Origin of the sequence: Microbulbifer elongatus (assembly GCF_021165935.1) — a bacterium.
GTDB lineage: Bacteria > Pseudomonadota > Gammaproteobacteria > Pseudomonadales > Cellvibrionaceae > Microbulbifer > Microbulbifer elongatus.
The window spans coordinates 999,837-1,018,544 of record NZ_CP088953.1; the positions used below are offsets into that span (position 1 = coordinate 999,837).

General features: G+C 59.6%; 15 protein-coding genes and 1 tRNA gene. 10 read left to right on the top strand and 6 right to left on the bottom strand.

The features are described 5' to 3' along the window. Nucleotides 1-263: 263 nt before the first annotated feature. The 9 genes from LRR79_RS04160 (at nucleotide 264) to LRR79_RS04200 (ending at nucleotide 11,172) form a co-directional block, all read left to right on the top strand. A complete protein-coding gene (locus LRR79_RS04160; RefSeq protein ID WP_231759152.1) occupies nucleotides 264-2,930 on the top strand; it encodes an HzsA-related protein in 2,667 nt (888 codons plus the stop codon). 2 nt (nucleotides 2,931-2,932) lie between these two features. Continuing rightward, nucleotides 2,933-3,793: an SH3 domain-containing protein gene (locus LRR79_RS04165; protein WP_231759153.1), complete on the top strand. Its 861-nt coding sequence runs from the start codon at nucleotides 2,933-2,935 to the stop codon at nucleotides 3,791-3,793. After that, a complete protein-coding gene (locus LRR79_RS04170; RefSeq protein ID WP_231759154.1) occupies nucleotides 3,763-4,431 on the top strand; it encodes an outer membrane beta-barrel domain-containing protein in 669 nt (222 codons plus the stop codon). Before LRR79_RS04165 ends, LRR79_RS04170 begins: the two co-directional genes overlap by 31 nt. 31 nt (nucleotides 4,432-4,462) lie before the next feature. Continuing rightward, entirely contained in the window at nucleotides 4,463-4,948 is a 486-nt protein-coding gene (locus tag LRR79_RS04175; RefSeq protein ID WP_231759155.1) for a TlpA family protein disulfide reductase, read from the top strand. A 3-nt stretch (nucleotides 4,949-4,951) separates the two neighbouring features. After that, complete coding sequence (locus LRR79_RS04180) at nucleotides 4,952-5,182, top strand: DUF4266 domain-containing protein (RefSeq protein ID WP_231759156.1); 231 nt, start codon at nucleotides 4,952-4,954, stop codon at nucleotides 5,180-5,182. Between the two features lie 184 nt (nucleotides 5,183-5,366). Continuing rightward, nucleotides 5,367-6,467: a DUF3570 domain-containing protein gene (locus tag LRR79_RS04185; RefSeq protein ID WP_231759157.1), complete on the top strand. Its 1,101-nt coding sequence runs from the start codon at nucleotides 5,367-5,369 to the stop codon at nucleotides 6,465-6,467. Between the two features lie 224 nt (nucleotides 6,468-6,691). Continuing rightward, the gene (locus LRR79_RS04190; RefSeq protein WP_231759158.1) at nucleotides 6,692-9,442 is read left to right on the top strand and encodes a TonB-dependent receptor domain-containing protein; all 2,751 of its coding nucleotides are present in this window, start codon (nucleotides 6,692-6,694) and stop codon (nucleotides 9,440-9,442) included. A 102-nt stretch (nucleotides 9,443-9,544) separates the two neighbouring features. Continuing rightward, the gene (locus LRR79_RS04195) at nucleotides 9,545-10,129 is read left to right on the top strand and encodes an RNA polymerase sigma factor (RefSeq protein WP_231759159.1); all 585 of its coding nucleotides are present in this window, start codon (nucleotides 9,545-9,547) and stop codon (nucleotides 10,127-10,129) included. After that, a complete protein-coding gene (locus tag LRR79_RS04200; RefSeq protein WP_231759160.1) occupies nucleotides 10,126-11,172 on the top strand; it encodes a FecR family protein in 1,047 nt (348 codons plus the stop codon). The genes LRR79_RS04195 and LRR79_RS04200 overlap by 4 nt, the downstream gene beginning before the upstream one ends. 111 nt (nucleotides 11,173-11,283) lie before the next feature. Here LRR79_RS04200 and LRR79_RS04205 read toward each other — a convergent pair. The 6 genes from LRR79_RS04205 to LRR79_RS04230 form a co-directional block, all read right to left on the bottom strand. Next, nucleotides 11,284-11,359, bottom strand: a tRNA-Phe gene (locus LRR79_RS04205). 110 nt (nucleotides 11,360-11,469) lie between these two features. Beyond that, nucleotides 11,470-11,751 (bottom strand): oxidative damage protection protein, encoded by a 282-nt coding sequence (locus LRR79_RS04210; RefSeq protein WP_231759161.1) that lies wholly within the window; start codon nucleotides 11,749-11,751, stop codon nucleotides 11,470-11,472. 8 nt (nucleotides 11,752-11,759) lie between these two features. Further along, entirely contained in the window at nucleotides 11,760-12,881 is a 1,122-nt protein-coding gene (gene mutY / locus LRR79_RS04215) for an A/G-specific adenine glycosylase (protein WP_231759162.1), read from the bottom strand. 218 nt (nucleotides 12,882-13,099) lie between these two features. After that, nucleotides 13,100-15,217 carry an AsmA family protein gene (locus LRR79_RS04220; RefSeq protein WP_231759163.1) on the bottom strand — a complete coding sequence of 706 codons (2,118 nt, stop codon included), beginning with the start codon at nucleotides 15,215-15,217 and terminating at the stop codon, nucleotides 13,100-13,102. Between the two features lie 97 nt (nucleotides 15,218-15,314). Then, a complete protein-coding gene (locus tag LRR79_RS04225) occupies nucleotides 15,315-17,543 on the bottom strand; it encodes a TonB-dependent receptor (RefSeq protein WP_231759164.1) in 2,229 nt (742 codons plus the stop codon). Between the two features lie 130 nt (nucleotides 17,544-17,673). Further along, entirely contained in the window at nucleotides 17,674-17,964 is a 291-nt protein-coding gene (locus LRR79_RS04230; protein ID WP_231759165.1) for a hypothetical protein, read from the bottom strand. Between the two features lie 150 nt (nucleotides 17,965-18,114). Between LRR79_RS04230 and hisB the strand changes: the two genes are divergently transcribed. Then, nucleotides 18,115-18,702, top strand: coding sequence for an imidazoleglycerol-phosphate dehydratase HisB (gene hisB / locus LRR79_RS04235; protein ID WP_066960431.1), 588 nt, complete (start codon nucleotides 18,115-18,117; stop codon nucleotides 18,700-18,702). Nucleotides 18,703-18,708: the final 6 nt, after the last annotated feature.

Here is an 18,708-nt window from a genome sequence, read left to right on the forward strand (position 1 = left end):
TTCTGGTTGGCAAATTGCTTGTGCATGACTTGAGATTACCCAGACCAAACGGGAGAATCAGAAATTATTCTGGCGTCATTGCCTGGCGAATATCCAGCTATTCTGCGGCTGCTGCGGTGAGTGAGTACTACGTGGCACGGGTGAGCTGTCGCTAAAAATTCACAAAAATTGTTGAAAAATACAACGCCGCGCACAGGGGTGGCGATAAAAGAGGTGGACTCTTGAACATTTTTTGCACGCGGGCTGCGGCGGTTGGCCGGAAATTGTCACTACTGTCGATTTTTTCCGCAGTCGCCCTGGTAGGGTGCGGTGGCGGGTCTGGTGACGGTTCCAGTCTCGGCGGTGGCGACCAGGCGGAAGACCCGGTGGTGGTGGATTACCCCGTGGTGTACGTGCGTCGCGCACTCAATCGTGATGAAGATGACGCGCTGATGGGTGACAGCATCTATATGCCCTCCGCCTTCAATCCCGGTGCCGAACTGCTGATGCGCGACCGCGCCACTGCCAGCGCGCCAGAGCGTTCGCTGACCGAAAATCTGTTTGTCAGTGATGAAGAAGCCGGCATCGTTTTTGAGGGTGGCTACGACGTAAAGGATCTGGCGGTTTCTGCCGATGGCCGTCAGTTGGCCTTTGCCATGCGCGCGCCCAATATCGAGGGCCTGGACGACGACGAGCAGCCCAGCTGGAATATCTGGCTGTACGATTTCGACACTGCGGAACTTCGTCGGATAATCCAGTCCGACCTGATCGCCGAAGAAGGGGACGATATTTCCCCGGCATTTCTCCCCGATGGCCGCCTGGTCTTTACCTCTACCCGCCAGCGCCGCTCCCGCGCCCTGCTGCTCGATGACAACAAGCCCCAGTTTTCCGCCCAGGCGGAAAATCTCGATGAGGCTGCGTTCGTACTGCACGTGATGGAGACGGATGGCAGTGATATCCAGCAGATCTCCTACAACCAGAGTCACGATCTCTCGCCCACCGTGTTGGCGAATGGCCGCATCCTGTTTAACCGCTGGGACAATATGGGTGGGGTAGATCGCCTCAGCCTGTATACCGTAAAGCCCGATGGCACGGATCTGCAGTTCTATTACGGCTACCACAGCCAGGGTACCGGCACCGGTAGCGGTGAAGATCCCATAGCGGCCACATTCAGCAAACCCCAGCAAATGCCGGATGGTCGGATTCTCGTCACCCTGCGGGCCCCGGAAGGGATCACCTACGGCGGCGATATGGTGGTCATCGACGGAGCCAATTACACCGAGGCCTACAGTGAGCCGGAACAGGCCGGCGTTTTGCAGGGGCAGGAATCCCTGTCCGTGGAGCAGGTGATAACCGATGGTGGCTTGTCCCCCCACGGGCTGTTTGCCAGTGCCTGGGCGTTCCACGACGGTACCAGCCGCCTGCTGGTGAGCTGGAGCGAGTGCCGGGTGATCGATCCGGAGACAGAGCTGCCGCAGCCGTGTACCGACGAGTGGCTGGCGACACCGGATATCGTGCCCGCCGACCCACTGTATGGCCTGTGGATTTACGACTACGGGGAGGGCACACAGCGCCCGATCATCCAGCCGGAGGAAGGCATGATGATCAGCGAAGCGGTCACCGCCGATACCCGCCCGGTACCGGAGTTCATTCCCCAGCCGATTCCCGGTATCGATATCGACCGCGACCTGTATGAAGAAGGCATGGCGGTACTGGATATTCGCAGCGTGTACGATTTTGACGGCAGCGCAATCCTGGATATCGATGCTCTGGCGGACCCGTTGCAAACCAGCGCAGCAGAGCGCCCCGCACGCTTTTTACGGGTGGTGAAAGCGGTGGGCATTCCGGATCGGGATACCCTGGATTTTGACCGCTCTGCATTTGGTCGTAATCGCAGCCAGCTGATGCGTGAAATTATCGGTTACACCCCGATCCAGCCGGATGGCTCGGTGCGGGTCAAAGTGCCGGCGGATATGCCCCTGGCGATTTCTGTAGTGGATGCGTCCGGACGCCGCATTGTCGGTCGTCACAATAACTGGCTGCAATTCCGCGCCGGCGAGGTACGCAAGTGCCAGGGCTGCCATACCCGCGACAGTGAAGTGCCCCACGGGCGTACGGATAAAGCGCCGGCAGCGGCCTGGGCCGGGGCTGCCACCAGCGCCGCGCCTTTCCCCAACACCGAGCCTGCACTGACCGCAGATATGGGCGAGACCATGGCGCAGGTGCTCGCGCGGATCGCTGGTCACCCGGAGTTGGATGGCGACCTGAAATATGTCGACCACTGGACAGATCCGTCCCTGCGGGAAAAGGATGCCACCACCGAAATCGTCATGAGTGATCTGCTCACGCCGGCGCCAACCACCGTGGCCTGCCAGAGTAGCTGGGGTGCGGAGTGCCGTACCGTGATCCATTATCCGGAGCATATCCAGCCGATCTGGGACCTGCCGCGACTGATCACCGATGAAATGGGTAACGTGCTGGAAGACCGTACCTGCACCGCCTGTCACAGTAATCGCGATGCGGACGGTATGGCTCAGGTGCCTCCGGGGCAGCTGGATCTGCGCGGAGATCAGTCCGGTGTGAACACCAATTTCAGTACTTCCTATGTTGAACTGATCTTCGACAACCCGGTTCAGGAGCTGCGCGACGGAGCTGTACAGAACGTGCTGGTACAGGATACCGATGACAATGGCAATCCGCTGTTTGAGACCGATGAAGACGGTGAGCTGATACTCGATGCCGATGGCAACCCGATTCCTGTTATGGTTACCGTCGATATCGAGCGGATCATGAATACCAATGGCGCCAACGCCAGTCGCTTCTTCAATGTGTTTGAAGCCGGGGGCGTACATGAGGGAGAATTGTCCGCTGCAGAGTTGCGTTTGATTTCCGAATGGCTGGATATCGGTGCGCAGTATTACAACAATCCATTTGAAGCGCCGGTTAACTGAAAATGAACAGGCAGCTCGGTTTCAGAGCACACAGGGGCGCGGTAGCTACTGCCGCCCTTCTTATCCTGGGGGTGTTGGGGAGTCTTTCCTCTTCCGTTTACGCACAGTCGGAAACGGCAGAGGATGAACCGGTCAGCGACAGCTTTACCGCCCGCCAGTTCGGCGAGCGTCAACCGCAGACTCTGTCATTCGACAGCGAGCGGGTGATTGTCGGGGCGGAGTTTCTCAATCTCTACACCGGCCCGGGCCGCGGTTATGTTATTGACCACGTGGTTGAATACGGCGAGCCCCTGTGGCTGTTGAAGCGTCGTACCGACTGGGTCAAGGTCATGACCCGCACCGGCAAGACCGGCTGGGCCAAAATTGCCGAGCTCGATGAGATCTACACCGCAGAGGGTGAACAGGTCGCCATACCTACTCCCGGTATTGATGATTTTTACGAGCAGAGTTTCCGCATGGGGTTCACCTATGGTGACTTTGCCGGTGCCAACTCGATGGGGATTTCCCTGGGTTACCGCTTCACCGGAAATATTTCCGCTGAGTTGCGCGCAGCGCAGACCATTGGCGCTTACTCTGACAGCCAGACCTACCAGGTGGCACTGATGCACCAGCCGTTTCCGCGCTGGCGCCTGTCCCCGTATTTTCTGTTGGGTACCGGAATCAATATCACCTCTCCCAACGCCACCATTGTTGCCACCGAAGACCGCAAGGATACCGCCATGCTGGCGGGCCTCGGTGTGACCACCTATTTATCCCGTCGCTTTGCCCTGCGCGCGGAAGTTGCCAATCACTACCTGCTTACCTCGCGGGAAGAAAACCAGGAGATAGTCGAATGGAAACTCGGATTCGACGTATTTATGTAAGACTGGCCGGCCTGCTGCTGGCAGGTGCTGTGGCGGCCCCCTTTTCTTCCGCCGCAATCGCGCAATCGGATCAGGAACTGGACGATATTATTTCTCCGGACCTGGAGCGTCGGGAAATTCGCGAAGCCAAGATCGATAGCGAAGATTTTGAATTTACCCTCTATCTGGGCGGCATTCTCAGCGTGGAGGATTTCGGTACCGACCGCATGATTGGTGGCAGTCTCGCCTACCACATCAATGAAGATTTCTTTATGGAGGCGGCGTACGCCCAGTCCACGCTCGGGGAGTCCAGCTACGAGCGCCTGAGTGGCTCGGCACCGCTGCTGACCGAAGACGAGCGTGATCTCAGTATGTATAACCTGTCCCTGGCCTGGAATTTTCTGCCCGGGGAAATTTTTATCGGCAGTAAGTTCGCGCTAAACAGCAATCTTTACCTGATTGGTGGTGCTGGTAATACCAACTTTGCCGGGGAAGAGCATTTTACCTACAACGTCGGTGCCGGAGTGCGTCTGCTGGCCCAGGATTGGCTCGCCCTGCGTCTGGACGTGCGGGACCACATTTTCGAGCACGAGATTTTTGGCGAGCCATTGAATACCAATAACCTGTCCGCCCAGCTGGGCGTGTCGATTTACTTCTAATCACAACAAAGAAAACCATTGGAGTTATTCCATGCGTAAACTGATAGCCGCACTCTGCACCAGCGCTGCCCTTCTCGTCGGTGCCCCTGCCATTGCCAAGGTGCCCGCCAGTGATTTCACTCTGGCCTCCCTCAAAGATGGCAACCTCAAGCTGAGCGAACAGCGCGGTGAGGTCATCATGCTGAACTTCTGGGCGTCCTGGTGCGGTCCCTGCCGCGAGGAAATGCCACTGCTGAACGACCTGCACGCCCGTTACGAACCTGTGGGTTTTCAGGTGTGGGGTGTGAATGTGGATGCAAATCCGCAGGATGCCCAGGCGATGCTGAACAAGATTCCGGTGGATTTCCCGGTGCTGTTCGATTCCAAGAGTGATGTGAGCAAGCTGTTTGGTGTGGAAGCCATGCCCAGTTCCGTGTTTATCGATCGCGATGGCAACGTACGCTATGTGCACAAGGGATATCGCACAGGCGATGAAGCCGAATACAAAAAGATCATCAAGGAACTGATCCGGGAATAAACCATGATCAAACGCGCGCTTTTATTGTTGCCGGCTCTGTTATTGCTGGGAGGGTGTGAATCCATCATGCCCGAGCCCTGGGTGAAGCCCTACGAGCGACACTACCTCGCCGACCCGATTATGAGTTTTGAGCGGGATCCGGTGGCGGCCGGTTTTATGAATCACGTTTATGAAGCGCGTGAAGCGGCTCGCGGCGCCGAAGGTGGGTCAGGAGGCGGTTGTGGCTGCAACTAAAAAATCACTTGAGAGCTACTGCGCTCCGCGCTTTGGCGGTCGGCGGTGCTGGAGCGCCAGCCCGGGCGTCTCCTCACGCACTATAAGTGCGCTGCGGGCGCTGTGCTCCGGCGCTCACCAAATCGCGTTCGCTCGCGACGCTCTCAAGCGATTTTTATTCGGTTTAGTGTTCGTGGTATCGCCAGTGGCTAACGCCGCGGTTTTACCCGAAGAGCGCGCAGACACGCTGTATCACAGCTACAGCGGTGGCGGGGTCACCATTGATGGCCCCTCCGTCCTGGTGCGTAAAAATGTTGGCAACGCGGTTTCCCTGTCCGCCAATTATTACGTGGATATGATTTCCGGAGCGTCCATTGACGTGCAGGCCACGGCCAGTCGCTATACCGAGCAGCGGGATGAATTTTCTCTGGGGGCCGATTACCTGGTGGATAAAACCACCATGAGCCTGAGTTACACCAATTCCAGTGAAAATGACTATCAGGCGGAAACTGTTGGTTTTGGTATATCCCAGGACTTCTTTGGTGATCTCAGCACCCTGTCCATGCGCGCCACCTATGGCAGTGACGACGTGATGCGGAATGGCGACGAGAATTTTCTCGAGCATGCGGAGCACCGCCGCTACTCCCTGGGCTGGAGCCAGATTCTGACGACCAAACTGATCGCCGAACTGAGTGTGGAAACTGTAGCGGATGAGGGCTTTCTGAATAACCCCTACCGCAGTGTGCGGTATCTTGACCCGAATTCCGGCACCGGTTTCAGTTACCAGGCGGAACTGTACCCCACGACCCGCAATAGCGACGCGGTGGCCCTGCGCGCAAAATATATGTTGCCCTATCGCGCCGCGGTCAAAACCGAATACCGCCGTTATGCCGACAGCTGGGGTATCGAGGCCGATAACCTGGAGTTTCGCTACACCCATCCACTGGAAAGTGAGAACCTGATCCTCGAAGGCAAACTGCGGTATTACAAGCAGGACGGTGCGGACTTTTACAGTGACATCTTCCCCTACCTGAACGCGACCAATTTCCGCGCGCGGGATAAAGAACTGAGCGATTTCAGTAGCACCGCGATTGGCTTTGGCATCTCCTATCAGGTGCCCGAACGCTGGGCACTGCTCAATCGTAAAAACACACTGAACCTCTACTGGGACTACATCCTGTTCGATTACGAGAACTTCCACGATGTTCGTGTGCACGATGGCGATGGCAGCTATCTGCCCGGTGAAGAGCCTGCCTATAGTTTCAATGCCCACGTAGTACGTGCGTTCTGGTCCATGTGGTTTTAATTGTTCGAAATCAGACGAGGTCCGCAGATTGGGGGATTGGTTCTCCCGCTACGGCGCGTCTTATCTTGTCACCCCGCTGATTATTGTTGTATGTTTTCCACACAACAGAATAAGTGATCGGGCGTGAGCCGAAAGCCGTGGTGGTTGTGATCTAGTACCGCCAGCAAGCTGCCGTCGCACGCCCGACCCCGCACCCCGCGGGCATCAGCGATGACGAACTGCCTATGCTCAAGACCTACCTCAGGTCAATGTGCGCCCGGATCCTGGCGACGCAGCTGAGTGCCATTCCGGCCGGCATCGCTGTTGCCGAATCGAAAGTCCAGGATCCGACGCTTTCTGGATCCGCACTCTACAGTTTCCAGCTCCCTGCCCAGTCTCTGGAGCAGTCACTGCTGGCGTTCTCCCGCGAAACCGGCCTCGCAGTTATGGTTGGCGCGCAAGGGCACGCCCACCTCGATGCGCCGCCACTGACCGGAATGTTCAGTATCGACGAGGCGATGCGCCTGCTGCTTGCCGAGTCCGGGTTACAGTATCGTCGGGTGGACGGGCAGGGCATCGTGATACTGCCTTCCCCTGAGGAGTCTGCCGAACCGGAAATAGAAACCCGAATTCCCGAAGACGTCCGCCCGCTGCTGGAAGAAATCGAGGTGGTCGCCAGTAAGCGTCGTACAAACCTGCAGCGCACACCGATGACGGTGACCGCGCTGCACGGTGGTCTGTTGCAGGAGCGCAACATCGACAGTCTCGAGGCGCTGGCTGCGGAGGTGCCGAGTCTGCAGGTCACCCGCAATGGGGACCACACCGCGTCCATGCTGTATCTGCGGGGTGTCGGCTCTGACAACCACACCGAGGCGGGAGACTCCGGCGTGGCGACCCATGTGGACGGCATCTTTAGCAGCCGGGTGCAGGGCTCTGCGGTACTGCTGTATGACCTGGATCGGATCGAAGTCTTGCGCGGCCCCCAGGGTACCCTGTTCGGGCGCAACTCCACGGGCGGTGTCATCAACTATCACACAGCGCGCCCGGAGCGCGAGTGGTCGGCGGAACTGAGCACGTCCATGGGCAGTTTTCAGGAGCAGAAGCTGGCCGCGGTCGCCAACGCACCGCTGAACGAGGACTGGTCACTGCGCTGGGCTGCGGTCAGGCACCTGGCGGACAGTCCCATCGAATACAGCGATGACTCCGTCTATGCCAGAGCCGGTGACCGCTATAACAATACCGACCTGTACAGTTATCGCCTCAGCTCCGCCTGGCAGCGTGAAGGCCTGTTCAATTGGTGGCTGAGCTACGAGCGCTTTGAAGACCGCGGTGCGGGCAGTCTGCCCATAGTGGATTACGACACGCCGGTAGTCATCGACACCCCCGGGCGCACCGAGCTGGATCAGGATGCCTGGCGCAGCCGCTTGGAGCTGCAGCTGCCATCGGCGCACACTCTCACCTATATCAGCGGTTACGGGTTTACCCGTCGCAGCCAGGACTGGGATGCGGACCGCACTGGCCCGGTGGGCAGTGAGACCGATCCCGCGCTGTATCACCAGAGTAATCGCACCATCTGGTCGCGGTATCGCGCGCGCCAGCACGAAGTGCAGTTGAAAAACAGCGATGACCAGCGGTTGCGTTGGTTGCTGGCGTATTTTCACTTCGCGGAAAAGAATGCAATCCGCTTCGATCTTGAGCACCAGCTGGCCAATGGCAGTGGCTGGGGGGGAGCACCGGCGCACAGTTTTCAACAGCCGGATCGCGGCACACGCATGAGCGCGGTGTACGGGCAGCTGGATTACGATATTACCGACAACTGGCAGGTCAGTGCCGGCGCCCGCAGCGGACGCGATCAGCGTTACGATCGGGGTGGGCGCAATATTGCCTGCCCTGACCTGATACGCACCGATCGCGGTGGTGTACTTGGCGACATTGCGGTAAACGATGCCTCTGCAGCCGCCGATCAGTGCTATGTGGCCAACTACAACGATGTGGATCGCGCCTGGCGCAGCACGACCGCGATGACACGGGTCAGCTACCAGCCCAGCGATGACCTGCTGCTGTATCTGCTTTACGCCGAAGGGTTCAAACCCGGAATCGTGCAGGATGGTGCGAGCCTGCAAGGGGAGTACGACGGCGTGGGAGATCCGGCCTATCAATCTGCACTGGCGGCACTGATTCGCAGCAATAACCGTGGCGCCGCCTACGTCGGACCGGAGGCCAGTGCCAATGTGGAGCTGGGGTTCAAGCTGGGTCTGCTGGATGGCGCCATGACCCTGAATGGCGCTTTGTTCGATACCCGTTATCGCGACCTGCAGGTGTCGGGGATTGCGGTAGAGGAGGACGGCACCGAACTGATTCGCAGTACCAATGCCCCCAGTGCCACCATCCGCGGCCTCGAGCTGGAGCTGAACTGGGCTTCCGGTCGCAATGGGCGGGCCAGTGGGTTCCTTTCCTGGCTGGATGCGCGCTATTACCATTTTCTGGCCGTGGATAACGAGTATCCGGACCATGGTCGAACCTGGAATCCGGGTATCGACAGCCCGGAAATCACCAACCTGGTGGATTTCAGCGGCAATCGCCTGAAGCAGGTACCCGGTCTCAGTCTCGGGCTCAACTACCGGCACGGCTTCACCCTCACCGACCGCCTGCGGGCCACCGCCCGCGGGGGCCTGCGCTACACAACCAGCATGTACTTTGACGAGGCCAATCGGGGTAACCGCACCGGTTGGCTCCTGGAGAACGACAGCGGCCACTGGGTAGAGGATCCCGCCGGTGCCACCCGCAATATTGACCGCCGCGATGCAGCCACCCTGCTGAACGCCGGGTTGAAGCTACAGCCTGTAGATGGCAACTGGTGGTTAGACCTCTACGGGGACAATCTCACAAACACGCTGCTGGCGAGCGATGTGCACGAAGCCGATGTGGCCACTCCCGCCTACTACTACAATCCGCCGCGCACCTTTGGCGTGCGCCTGGGACTACATTTTGACTGAGTCGCAAAAAAATCTCCCCGCAGGGGGGGACGTTCTTTCCCGCCCACCCGTTCTAACGACGAGAGTAGTATCCGATAACAAAAACAATGGTGAAGAGAATCCATGGCGACAGCGTTGGCGAGCCCGATGACGCCCGATAGTGACGACCGGAGGGTGCCTGAGATCGAAAGGGACCTGGATTTCTACTACCGCGAGTATCAGCAGGAACTGTGTCGATATGCGGTGAGTAAGTTCGGTTTGTCCTACAGCGAGGCCGAGGATCTGGTGCAAGAGGCATTTGCCCGGATGGCACCGCAACTGCAACAGGGCGATATCGAGCATGTACGCGCCTTTCTTTATCGCTCCGTCCACAATGCAACCATCGATGCGTTGCGCAAAGGGCAGGTGCGGGAAAGTTACGCGCAATCCGTGCAGGACGACCCCGACCGTGAACAGGATAGTCGCAGCCCCGAGCGGGTAGCGGCCGGCCGGCAGTTTCTCGGCCTGATCAGTCGCGCCCTGTGGAACATGCCCCACAAGCGCCGGCGGCTGTTATTGATGAACCGTGTCGACGGGCTCTCCTACGCGGAAATCGCGCGTCGAGAAGGGCTCTCCGCGACGGTAGTGAAAAAACACGTGGCCAAAGCCCTCGCAGGATGTCAGGAAGCCCTGCGGGTCAATGGTGGTAAGTACGGTGGAGAAATATGATGGCGACTGGTAACAGTCATCCGCAAACCGATATCCGGCGGATCGAAGCGGAAGCCCGCGAGTGGTTCATGCTGCGGGCTGAACGTCCGTTATACGCCGCTGAGCAGGACGCATTCGACACCTGGATGCAACAGGGGGGCAACCGAGACGCCTACCAGCAGCTGGAGCAGATTGACCGCGGTCTCGCTGCCCTCGCCGCCAGCGAAGAAGGTTCTCGACTGCGCCAGCCCGGCGCTTTTATCAGCCTGTTACAGAACCTCAGAAGCTACTTGGGCGTCAGCCCCCTGAGTGGCCTCGCGTTTGCCTGTACCCTGATGCTCGCCGTCGGCATTGTGTATCTGGCGCCCTGGCAGAGCGAGAGCCATTCTGCACAAGGCTATACATCGGAGCTCGCGCAAACCCGCCAAGTCACCCTGTTAGACGGTACCCTGGTCACCCTTGGGGGTGACTCCGCCATTGAAACGGAATTTGGAACCGCCGCGCGCAAGGTCAAACTGCTGCGCGGTCAGGCATTTTTCGCGGTGCGCAAAGATTCCAGTCGCCCGTTTATTGTGCGCGCCCAGGGCGCTGAGGTACGCGTGGTCGGTACCCGCTTTGACGTCAACGCCGGCAATAAAATGAACCCGACGGTGAAAGTGACGGTGGAAGAGGGGATCGTCGATGTGGCAGCCAGGCCGCAGGGCCAGTTCGGCGCAACCGCAAGCAGCAAAGTGCGGCTGACCGCGGGTCAGCAGGTCAAGGTGCGCGAGGATCAGGTGAGTCGCATCAGTAAAATTGACGCCGCACAGGTCGCCGGTTGGCGCCAAGGCAAATTCAGCTACCGGGATGCCCCCCTTGCGGAAATCGTCGCCGATGCCAATCGCTACCGCAAACAGCGTATCGTGATCGGTACCCCGGAACTCGAAGATTTACGCGTGACCACCGCATTTACCGCCGATCAGGCCGAAACCCTGGTGGCCATGCTCGAGCAGTCGCTGCCGGTGCGGGTATTCCGGGAGCCGGACGGACGAGTGATTATCTGGCCCGGTAGTGTGGAGCACTGAACTTACCGTATTGAAAAGCTTCGTATAAGCGCCCGGGGTGATCCCCGGGCATTGTGCTTTCCGGTACATACAAAAAAAGGCCGCACCCTTTCGGGAGCGGCCTTTTTTGTATGGTGCCCAGAGGCGGAATCGAACCACCGACACGGGGATTTTCAATCCCCTGCTCTACCGACTGAGCTATCTGGGCATTGCTGATTCGGGGTTGTCCCCGGCAGCGAGGCGCGTATTAAACCTGCTCTGTTGGGGGGAGTCAACCCTTTGATTGATAAATAGTTTTTAGGCTTGGTAAGCGCTGGCTTACTTGTCGCCGTCTTGCTCGGGGACGAAGCCTTCGGCGTCGTCGTAGTCTTCGCCACTGAAGAACTTGCCCATCTGTTCGGCCAGGTAGGCGCGGGACGAGGGTTCCATCATGTTGAGGCGCTTTTCGTTGATCAGCATGGTCTGATGGGCCATCCACTCCTGCCAGGCTTTGGCGGAGACATTGTCGTAGATGTCCTGACCCTTGGGCCCCGGGAACGGCGGGTTGGGAAGGCCTTCGAGTTCTTCCTGGTATTTGCGACAGAAGACGGTACGGGACATGGTTTCTCCTAGCAGGGTGCCAATAGTGGGGCCCGCAACGCTATCAGCTGTTTGACCAGCCTGGCGATGGGCGCGGGCAGGCCCAGATCCTGGCCGGATCTGGGGCGGTCGAGCTGGCGCAGTTTATACCAGCCACCGGCCCCTTCCGCCACCTGGGTGGGCCTGCTGGGCAGACTTATCCACACTGGGTGAATATCCAGATGGAAATGGCTGAAGGTGTGGCGCATGGCTGGCAGGGCCTGAATCTCGCTGGCATCCAGGTCCTGTGCGGCCAGCCATTCCTGGGCGCTGGCCTCACCGCCGTCGTCTCCTTCCAGCTGTGGCGGTATCCACAGGCCACCCCAGATACCACTGGCTGGCCGTTGCTCCAGATACAGCTCGCCGTCGTGTTCGATCAGCAACAGGGTAGTCTGGCGCTCGGGCTTTTCCTTTTTCGGCTTTCTGCCGGGGTAGTCCGTGGAGTTACCCTGGGCGCGGGCGATGCAGTGATTCTCAAACGGGCAGCGCTCGCAGGCGGGCTTTGACCGGGTGCACAGGGTGGCACCGAGATCCATCATCGCCTGGGTGTAGTCGCCGGTGCGCTCTGCTGGCGTATAGCGTTCGGCGATCTCCCACATCTGTTTCGCGACCGCAGTCTGCCCGGGCCAGCCCTCAACGGCGTGAATGCGGGCCAGCACCCGTTTTACGTTGCCATCCAGAATGGGTGCCTGCAGCCCCATGCTGATACTGGCGATGGCGCCGGCGGTAGAGCGGCCGATACCTGACAGCGCACTGAGTGCCTCGACATCTCTTGGGAATTCCCCGCCGTGATTGTTCACTACGGTCTGCGCACACTTGTGCAGATTGCGCGCGCGGGCGTAATAGCCGAGACCGCTCCAGTGGGCGAGTACCTGATCCTGACTGGCGGCGGCGAGGGCCTGCACTGTGGGAAAAGATTCCATGAATCGCTGGTAGTAGGGAATAACCGCTGCAACCTGGGTCTGCTGCAGCATGATTTCTGACACCCAAACCCGGTAGGGGTTGATGTCGTTCTGCCAGGGGAGGTCGTGGCGGCCGTGCTGGTCGAACCATTTGAGCAGGGCCGACTGAAAACGCTTTGGTGTTTTGGGCTTGATGGTGGGCTTGGGCATGAATTGCAATCAAAAATGGGCACCGCGAAGGGTGCCCATGCTACTGCGTTATGCGTTTGCGTCATACCGGCGAATGCCGGTATCCATTGCGTGTGGGGAATTCAGTGGAGCTGGACCCCGGCCTTCGCCGGGGTGACAGGGTGAGTGGCCGGGGTGACGAGTTGAGGAGCCGGAGTGACGCGATGATAGACCGGGGTGACTGGGGGTGCAGGTAAGGATTAGTCACCCCGGTTGAACAGGCCTTTGAACTTGTCTTTCAGCTTGTCCTTCAACTCATCGGTCTTTTCTTCCACCTTATCCCCGTACTTTTTCTCCGCCTGATATTTGAGTTCTTCGCGGATCAGGTCGTCGATACGGCGGCTATCGGGTTTGCAGGTGGTGGCGCCGGCTTCGTTGAACTTGGCGTTGCAACGCAGGGGTAGCGGGCGGTTGCGCCAGCGGGAGTTCTGGACGGAGCAGCCGTTACCAGAGGTGCGTTCACCCACCAGTGCCAGGCCCAGGGCAAAGTCGAAGTCCTGCTGTTCCAGGTTGACGGTACCGTCACCGGTGAGCGCTATATTCTCGATACCGGCGTTGATGTCTTCAACCTTCGCCACGTCACCATCCAGATTGACGCTGGCACGCAGGTCCTGCAGGCGGGTCTGGGCGGGCCACTCCACTTCCGGCATGGGTGATTTTTCCGCGTAGCTCACCAGCTGGCACATACCTTTTTCCAGGTTGAACGGTGCCAGCGCCAGTTCCTCGGCGTTGAGCTGCACTGCGGCACGCAGATTTTTCTGCAGGGCCAGGGTGTCGGCTCCACGGGTCTGACCTACCCAGGTGAGGTCGGTCTTGCCGGACAGGGTGACCTTTTTCTGGTCTGCGGGCTCCGGCTCATCACTGGCGAACAGGGCCTCCTGCACTTTGGAAATTTCCACTCCCGTCAGGCCGCCGCTCAGTTCGCCGCGGGCGGAATCGCCCCGGGCATTGAAGACACCGGTGCTGTTGAGAGTGCCGCCGTAGAGACCGGCGGCCAGTTTGTTCAACTGGTACAGGCCATTGTTGACGTTGACGGCGAGCTGCGGATTGTCGATCTCGAAATCCAGCGCGTGCAGTTTTTCCAGGGTCAGGTCCAGTTTGGCGTTGAAGCCGCGCATGGCTTCCAGGGGCAGTTCCACCGGCTGTGCAGCGGCGATATCGGCACTCAGCTCATCCTGTTCCGGCGTGGTGGCGGGCGGCGGCAGATAGTCGTCCACGTTCAGGTCTCCGCCCTTCAGGTCCAGGGAGACACTGGGGACCGCTTTTGCGTTGCTGGCGGCCTGAAAGCTGGCGCTGCCAGTGAAGGTGTTGTCATCCAGCACCAGTTCCAGTGGCTGCAGGTTCATTTGCTTGTCGGTACCGCTGATATCGGTGTCGATACGCAGGCTTTGCAGCGCATTGCTGCTCTGGGGTTTGTACTCACTGCCCACAGCGGCCAGCCAGCCGGAAATTGGCTCCACATCCACCTTCAGGTTGAGCTGAATCTGCCAGGGTGCGTCGGCCTCGACGCGACGGATATTACCGCGCAGGTTGACCTCTGCCTTGGCACCTTCGGCACCGGTCAGCTGGATGTTGGCCGGCTGCAGGCGCAGGCCATTCAGGCCCTCGTCAATGGCGAGACTGCTGTGGATATCCAGGTTTACCGGCTCGGGGAAGTCACTGCCCGCCAGCTCCGCCTGCAGGTGCACATCACCGGGCTTTCCGCCGGGAACCAGATTGTCCGCGGCAATACGCAGTTTGCTGATGGCGTACTCGGTGCCGGTCTGTTTGTCGGTGTAGCGCAGTACGCCGTCCTCCAGGCGCAGTTGTTCCAGTGCCAGCTCCAGGCCGCCCTCGGCAGTTGCTTCCTGCTCTTTGGGGATATCCAGCGTGGGGGGCGTCTCCCGTCGGGTTTTGGCGTCCTGCTCCGCCTTGGCTTCCATGGCGTCGGTGATCAGCTCCCAGTTGCCCTTGCCGTTTTTGTCCACGGTGAGGGCCACCTGCGGGCCGAGCAATACGATTTCCTTGGCTTCGATGCGCTTGTCCAGCAGCGGCATCAGCGCCACGCCAACGGCGACCTTGTCCGCTTCCAGCAGGGATTCACTGGGCAGCGCGAGGGGGGCCAATTTTACCCCTTCGAGTTTGAGCGCGATGTTCGGCCAGATCTGCCAGCCGATATCGCCATCGAGGGTCAGAGCGATTCCCTGATCGGCAGCGAGCTTTACGATCTTTGGTTTGTACTGGTTGGCGTCGACACCGGAGAGGAACCAGGCAATGATTCCGGCGAAAAGAACGATGAGAACAACGAGGGTAATAAGACCGCGTTTGATCCAGGCCATACAGAGCGCATCCTTAATCTGATTTTGGCGAGAGGGTAGCGGTACCCGGAACACAGGTCCCGGGTACCGCGGATGCGACTATTGAAGCAGCTGCGGGTCAGAATTGGAACCGGATACCCGCTTCTACACTGCGGCCCGCTTCCGGTGCGAAGTCGCGCAGCAATGAAGTGGAGTTGCGGATCTCTTCATCCAGCAGGTTGCGTGCGCTGGCGAAGACAACTGCGTCGGTGCCACCCAGATTCAGGTTGTAACGGGCGGTCAGGTCCATGCGGGTGTAACCCTCGGTGGTTTCCTCGAAGGCGCCGGCGCGCTCCTGAGCCGCGGCTTTGGTGGTGCGCAGTTCCCAGTTCAGCTGGTCGTAGTTACCGCCCAGTGCCAGGCCTACACGCAGCGGCGGCATGCGCGGAACGGCGCGGTGGTAGTCAGCGACTTCCTCGTGCTCATGTTCGTGCTCATCGTGGTCCGCTTCTTCTTCGTGCTCGTGCTCGTCGTGATGCAGCGCGAGATCACTGGTGAAGCTGGCGCGTACGCTGTCGCCGAACAGTTCCACATAGTGACCGCCGGCGAAGGGGAAGCGTGCGGAAGCTTCGGCACCGTAGAAAACGGCGTCGCGGTTGGTGTAGCCGTAAATCGCCAGCTCTTCCTCGTGGTTTTCTTCGCCGGTGTTGGCGGCGTAGATATAGTCGGTCACCCGGTTGTAGAACAGGTTGGTCTCGACCTGTACCGCGTGCCAGCCTGAGGCATCCTGATTGTGGTGGTGGTAACCCAGCTCCAGATTGAAGGACTTCTCTTTGTCGAGATCCTCTTCACCTTCCAGGTAGCGGGCTTCCGCCAGGTGGGCGCCATCGGCAAACAGTTCTTCCGCGACCGGCGCGCGCTCGGCGTGGGTGAGTCCAAGGCTCAGGTGCTGATGCTCGGCGAGGAAGTACTGAACCGCGCCGGACAGACCCAGCAGATTGAAATCCTGGGTTTCACCCTGCTCTGGATCAACGGTGACCTGCTCGACACGGCCGCCCAGATCCAGGTGCCAGTCGCCCCAGGCGCGCTCTTTCATGGTGAACAGGCCGACACTCTGGGTGTTGCTCGGTTGCACAAAGGCTTCATCGCCGATTGCGGCAAAGTCTTTATTGCTGAGCTGCAGGCCGTAGGCGCCGCGCCACAGGCCGCCGTCGTCGTGGGTCAGTTCCACGCGGCTTTCCCAGGCTTCATTGGTGAAGCGGGTGCCTTCGTGGAAGTGGTCGTCGTGGGATTCCAGCTCGACGTGTTCGTAATCGTTGTAGCCCAGGCGCACGCTCAGCTTGTCCCAGTACTCGCTGTTGAAGCGGTGCTCGCCCTTGATGTCGTAGCGGGTCTGGGTCATGGCAATGCGCACGCGCTCCTCACCATGCTCCTCATGTTCTTCTTCGTGCTCGTGCTCTTCCTCGAGGGCGTGATCCTCGTCCTCGTGGTGCTCCTCTTCGCCATGCGCATCTTCGTGACTGTGCTCGTGGGTACCCAGAGGAATGCCGTAGTTGTTTTCCAGGCGGTTTACAGAGAAGCCCACAAAGCCGGTATCGGTTACCCAGGACAGGCCGGCGCTGGCGCTCTTGGCGCGGGCATTGGTGTTGCCGACGAAGCCGTCTGTGTTGAACTCTTCCTCGTGATGCTCTTCACCTTCGTGCTCTTCATGTTCGCCGTGTTCACGGATGGCGAGGCCGGGGATCTCGGTATCGTCGTTGTCGCGGTAGACTCCGTCCAGGTACCAGGCCACATTGCCGGCACCACCGGTCAGGCGGAAGACGCCAGCATCCTGGCTGTTGGCGGTGTCGTGGCGCATTTCCACCGCGCCTTCCATTTCTTCCGGCACTTCCGTGGGAATGCGGCCGTCGAGGACGTTCACCACACCGCCGATGGCGCCGCTGCCGTAGCGCAGGGTGGCGGGGCCGCGCAGGATTTCGATGCGCTCTGCCAGCAGGGGCTCAACGCTTACCGCGTGGTCAGAGCTGGTGTTGGAGGCGTCAGCCACATCCAGGTTGTCATTGAGTACTTTTACCCGGTTGGCGCTCTGGCCGCGGACGACGGGCAGGCCTACGCCGCGACCAAAAGAAGCGTTGTGGACACCCAACTGGTTGCTCAGGGTCTGTCCCAGAGTGCCGGCGGCCTCCTGGCGCAGGGCTTCACCGGACAGCACCGACACGGGCGCGGCGACCACATCGGCCGGCTTGGCCAGAGGTGATACGGTGACATTCACCTCTTCGATAGATTCTTTGGTGTCGACAGCCTGGGCGGAAACAGCAGAAGACAGCGCGCAGGCAACGGCCAGCGCCAGAGTGTTTACTCGGTACATTGTTGATTATTCCTGTAAATCACAGGCAACGGCCACCCAAAAGGCCGACGCCAGAATACATAAGCGTTATTGGGCCACTAGCGCAAACGGCAGGCCATAGCAGCCGAGCCGGGACGAGCAGCGAGAGAGATCAGTTAACAGGGAGGAGTGCGGGGGGACCGCGGGCGGACTGGCTTTCCGGCTGGCAATCGAGAGCGACGGGAGCCTGCTGCTCGATATAGCGGGGGCCCATATCCGCGAAAACGTAAAGGAACACACTGCCTGCGGGCGCAGGGGTGTGATTGTTGGACAGGTCACACATGGCGTGGGCCTGGTCATCGATATGAATATGCTCCGCCAGCGCCGGCTGCGCGAGCACCAGCGCGAACAGCAGCACAAAGCTGACCCAGACAGGGGTCTTGTGGCGGGAGCGTATATTCATGGGGCGTATGATATTTGATCTCTGCGGTGAATCAAGTTTCATCTGACACTAACATCCAAAATTCACCGCGTTTGAGCGTATAATTCGCGCCTTCTGTCTCAGGGGCCGGTTCAGAGCCTGTCCCGCTCTCCAATCAAGGATGTAGACCTCATGCGCACCGCCAGCGTCAACCGCGACACCCTGGAAACCAAAATCCAGGTCAGCCTCAACCTCGACGGCAAAGGCACCGGCAAATTCAACACCGGCGTCCCCTTCCTCGAGCACATGATGGACCAGATCGCCCGCCACGGCATGATCGACCTGGACATCACCTGTGACGGCGACGTGCATATCGACGACCACCACACGGTGGAAGATATTGGCATCACCCTCGGCAAGGCCATCAACCAGGCCATCGGCGACAAGAAAGGCATGACCCGCTACGGCCACGCCTATGTACCCCTGGACGAGGCCCTGTCCCGGGTGGTGATCGACTTCTCCGGGCGCCCCGGTCTCACCATGAACGTGCCCTTCACCCAGAAGCGCATCGGCAACTTCGATACCGAGCTGTTCTACGAATTTTTCCAGGGCTTCGTAAACCACGCCCTGGTCACCCTGCATATCGACTGCATCCGCGGCTTCAATGCCCACCACCAGATCGAAACCGTGTTCAAGGCCTTCGGTCGCGCTCTGCGCATGGCCCTGACGCCGGACCCGCGCATGGAAGGCGCCATGCCCTCCACCAAGGGCGTACTGTAAGGCGGC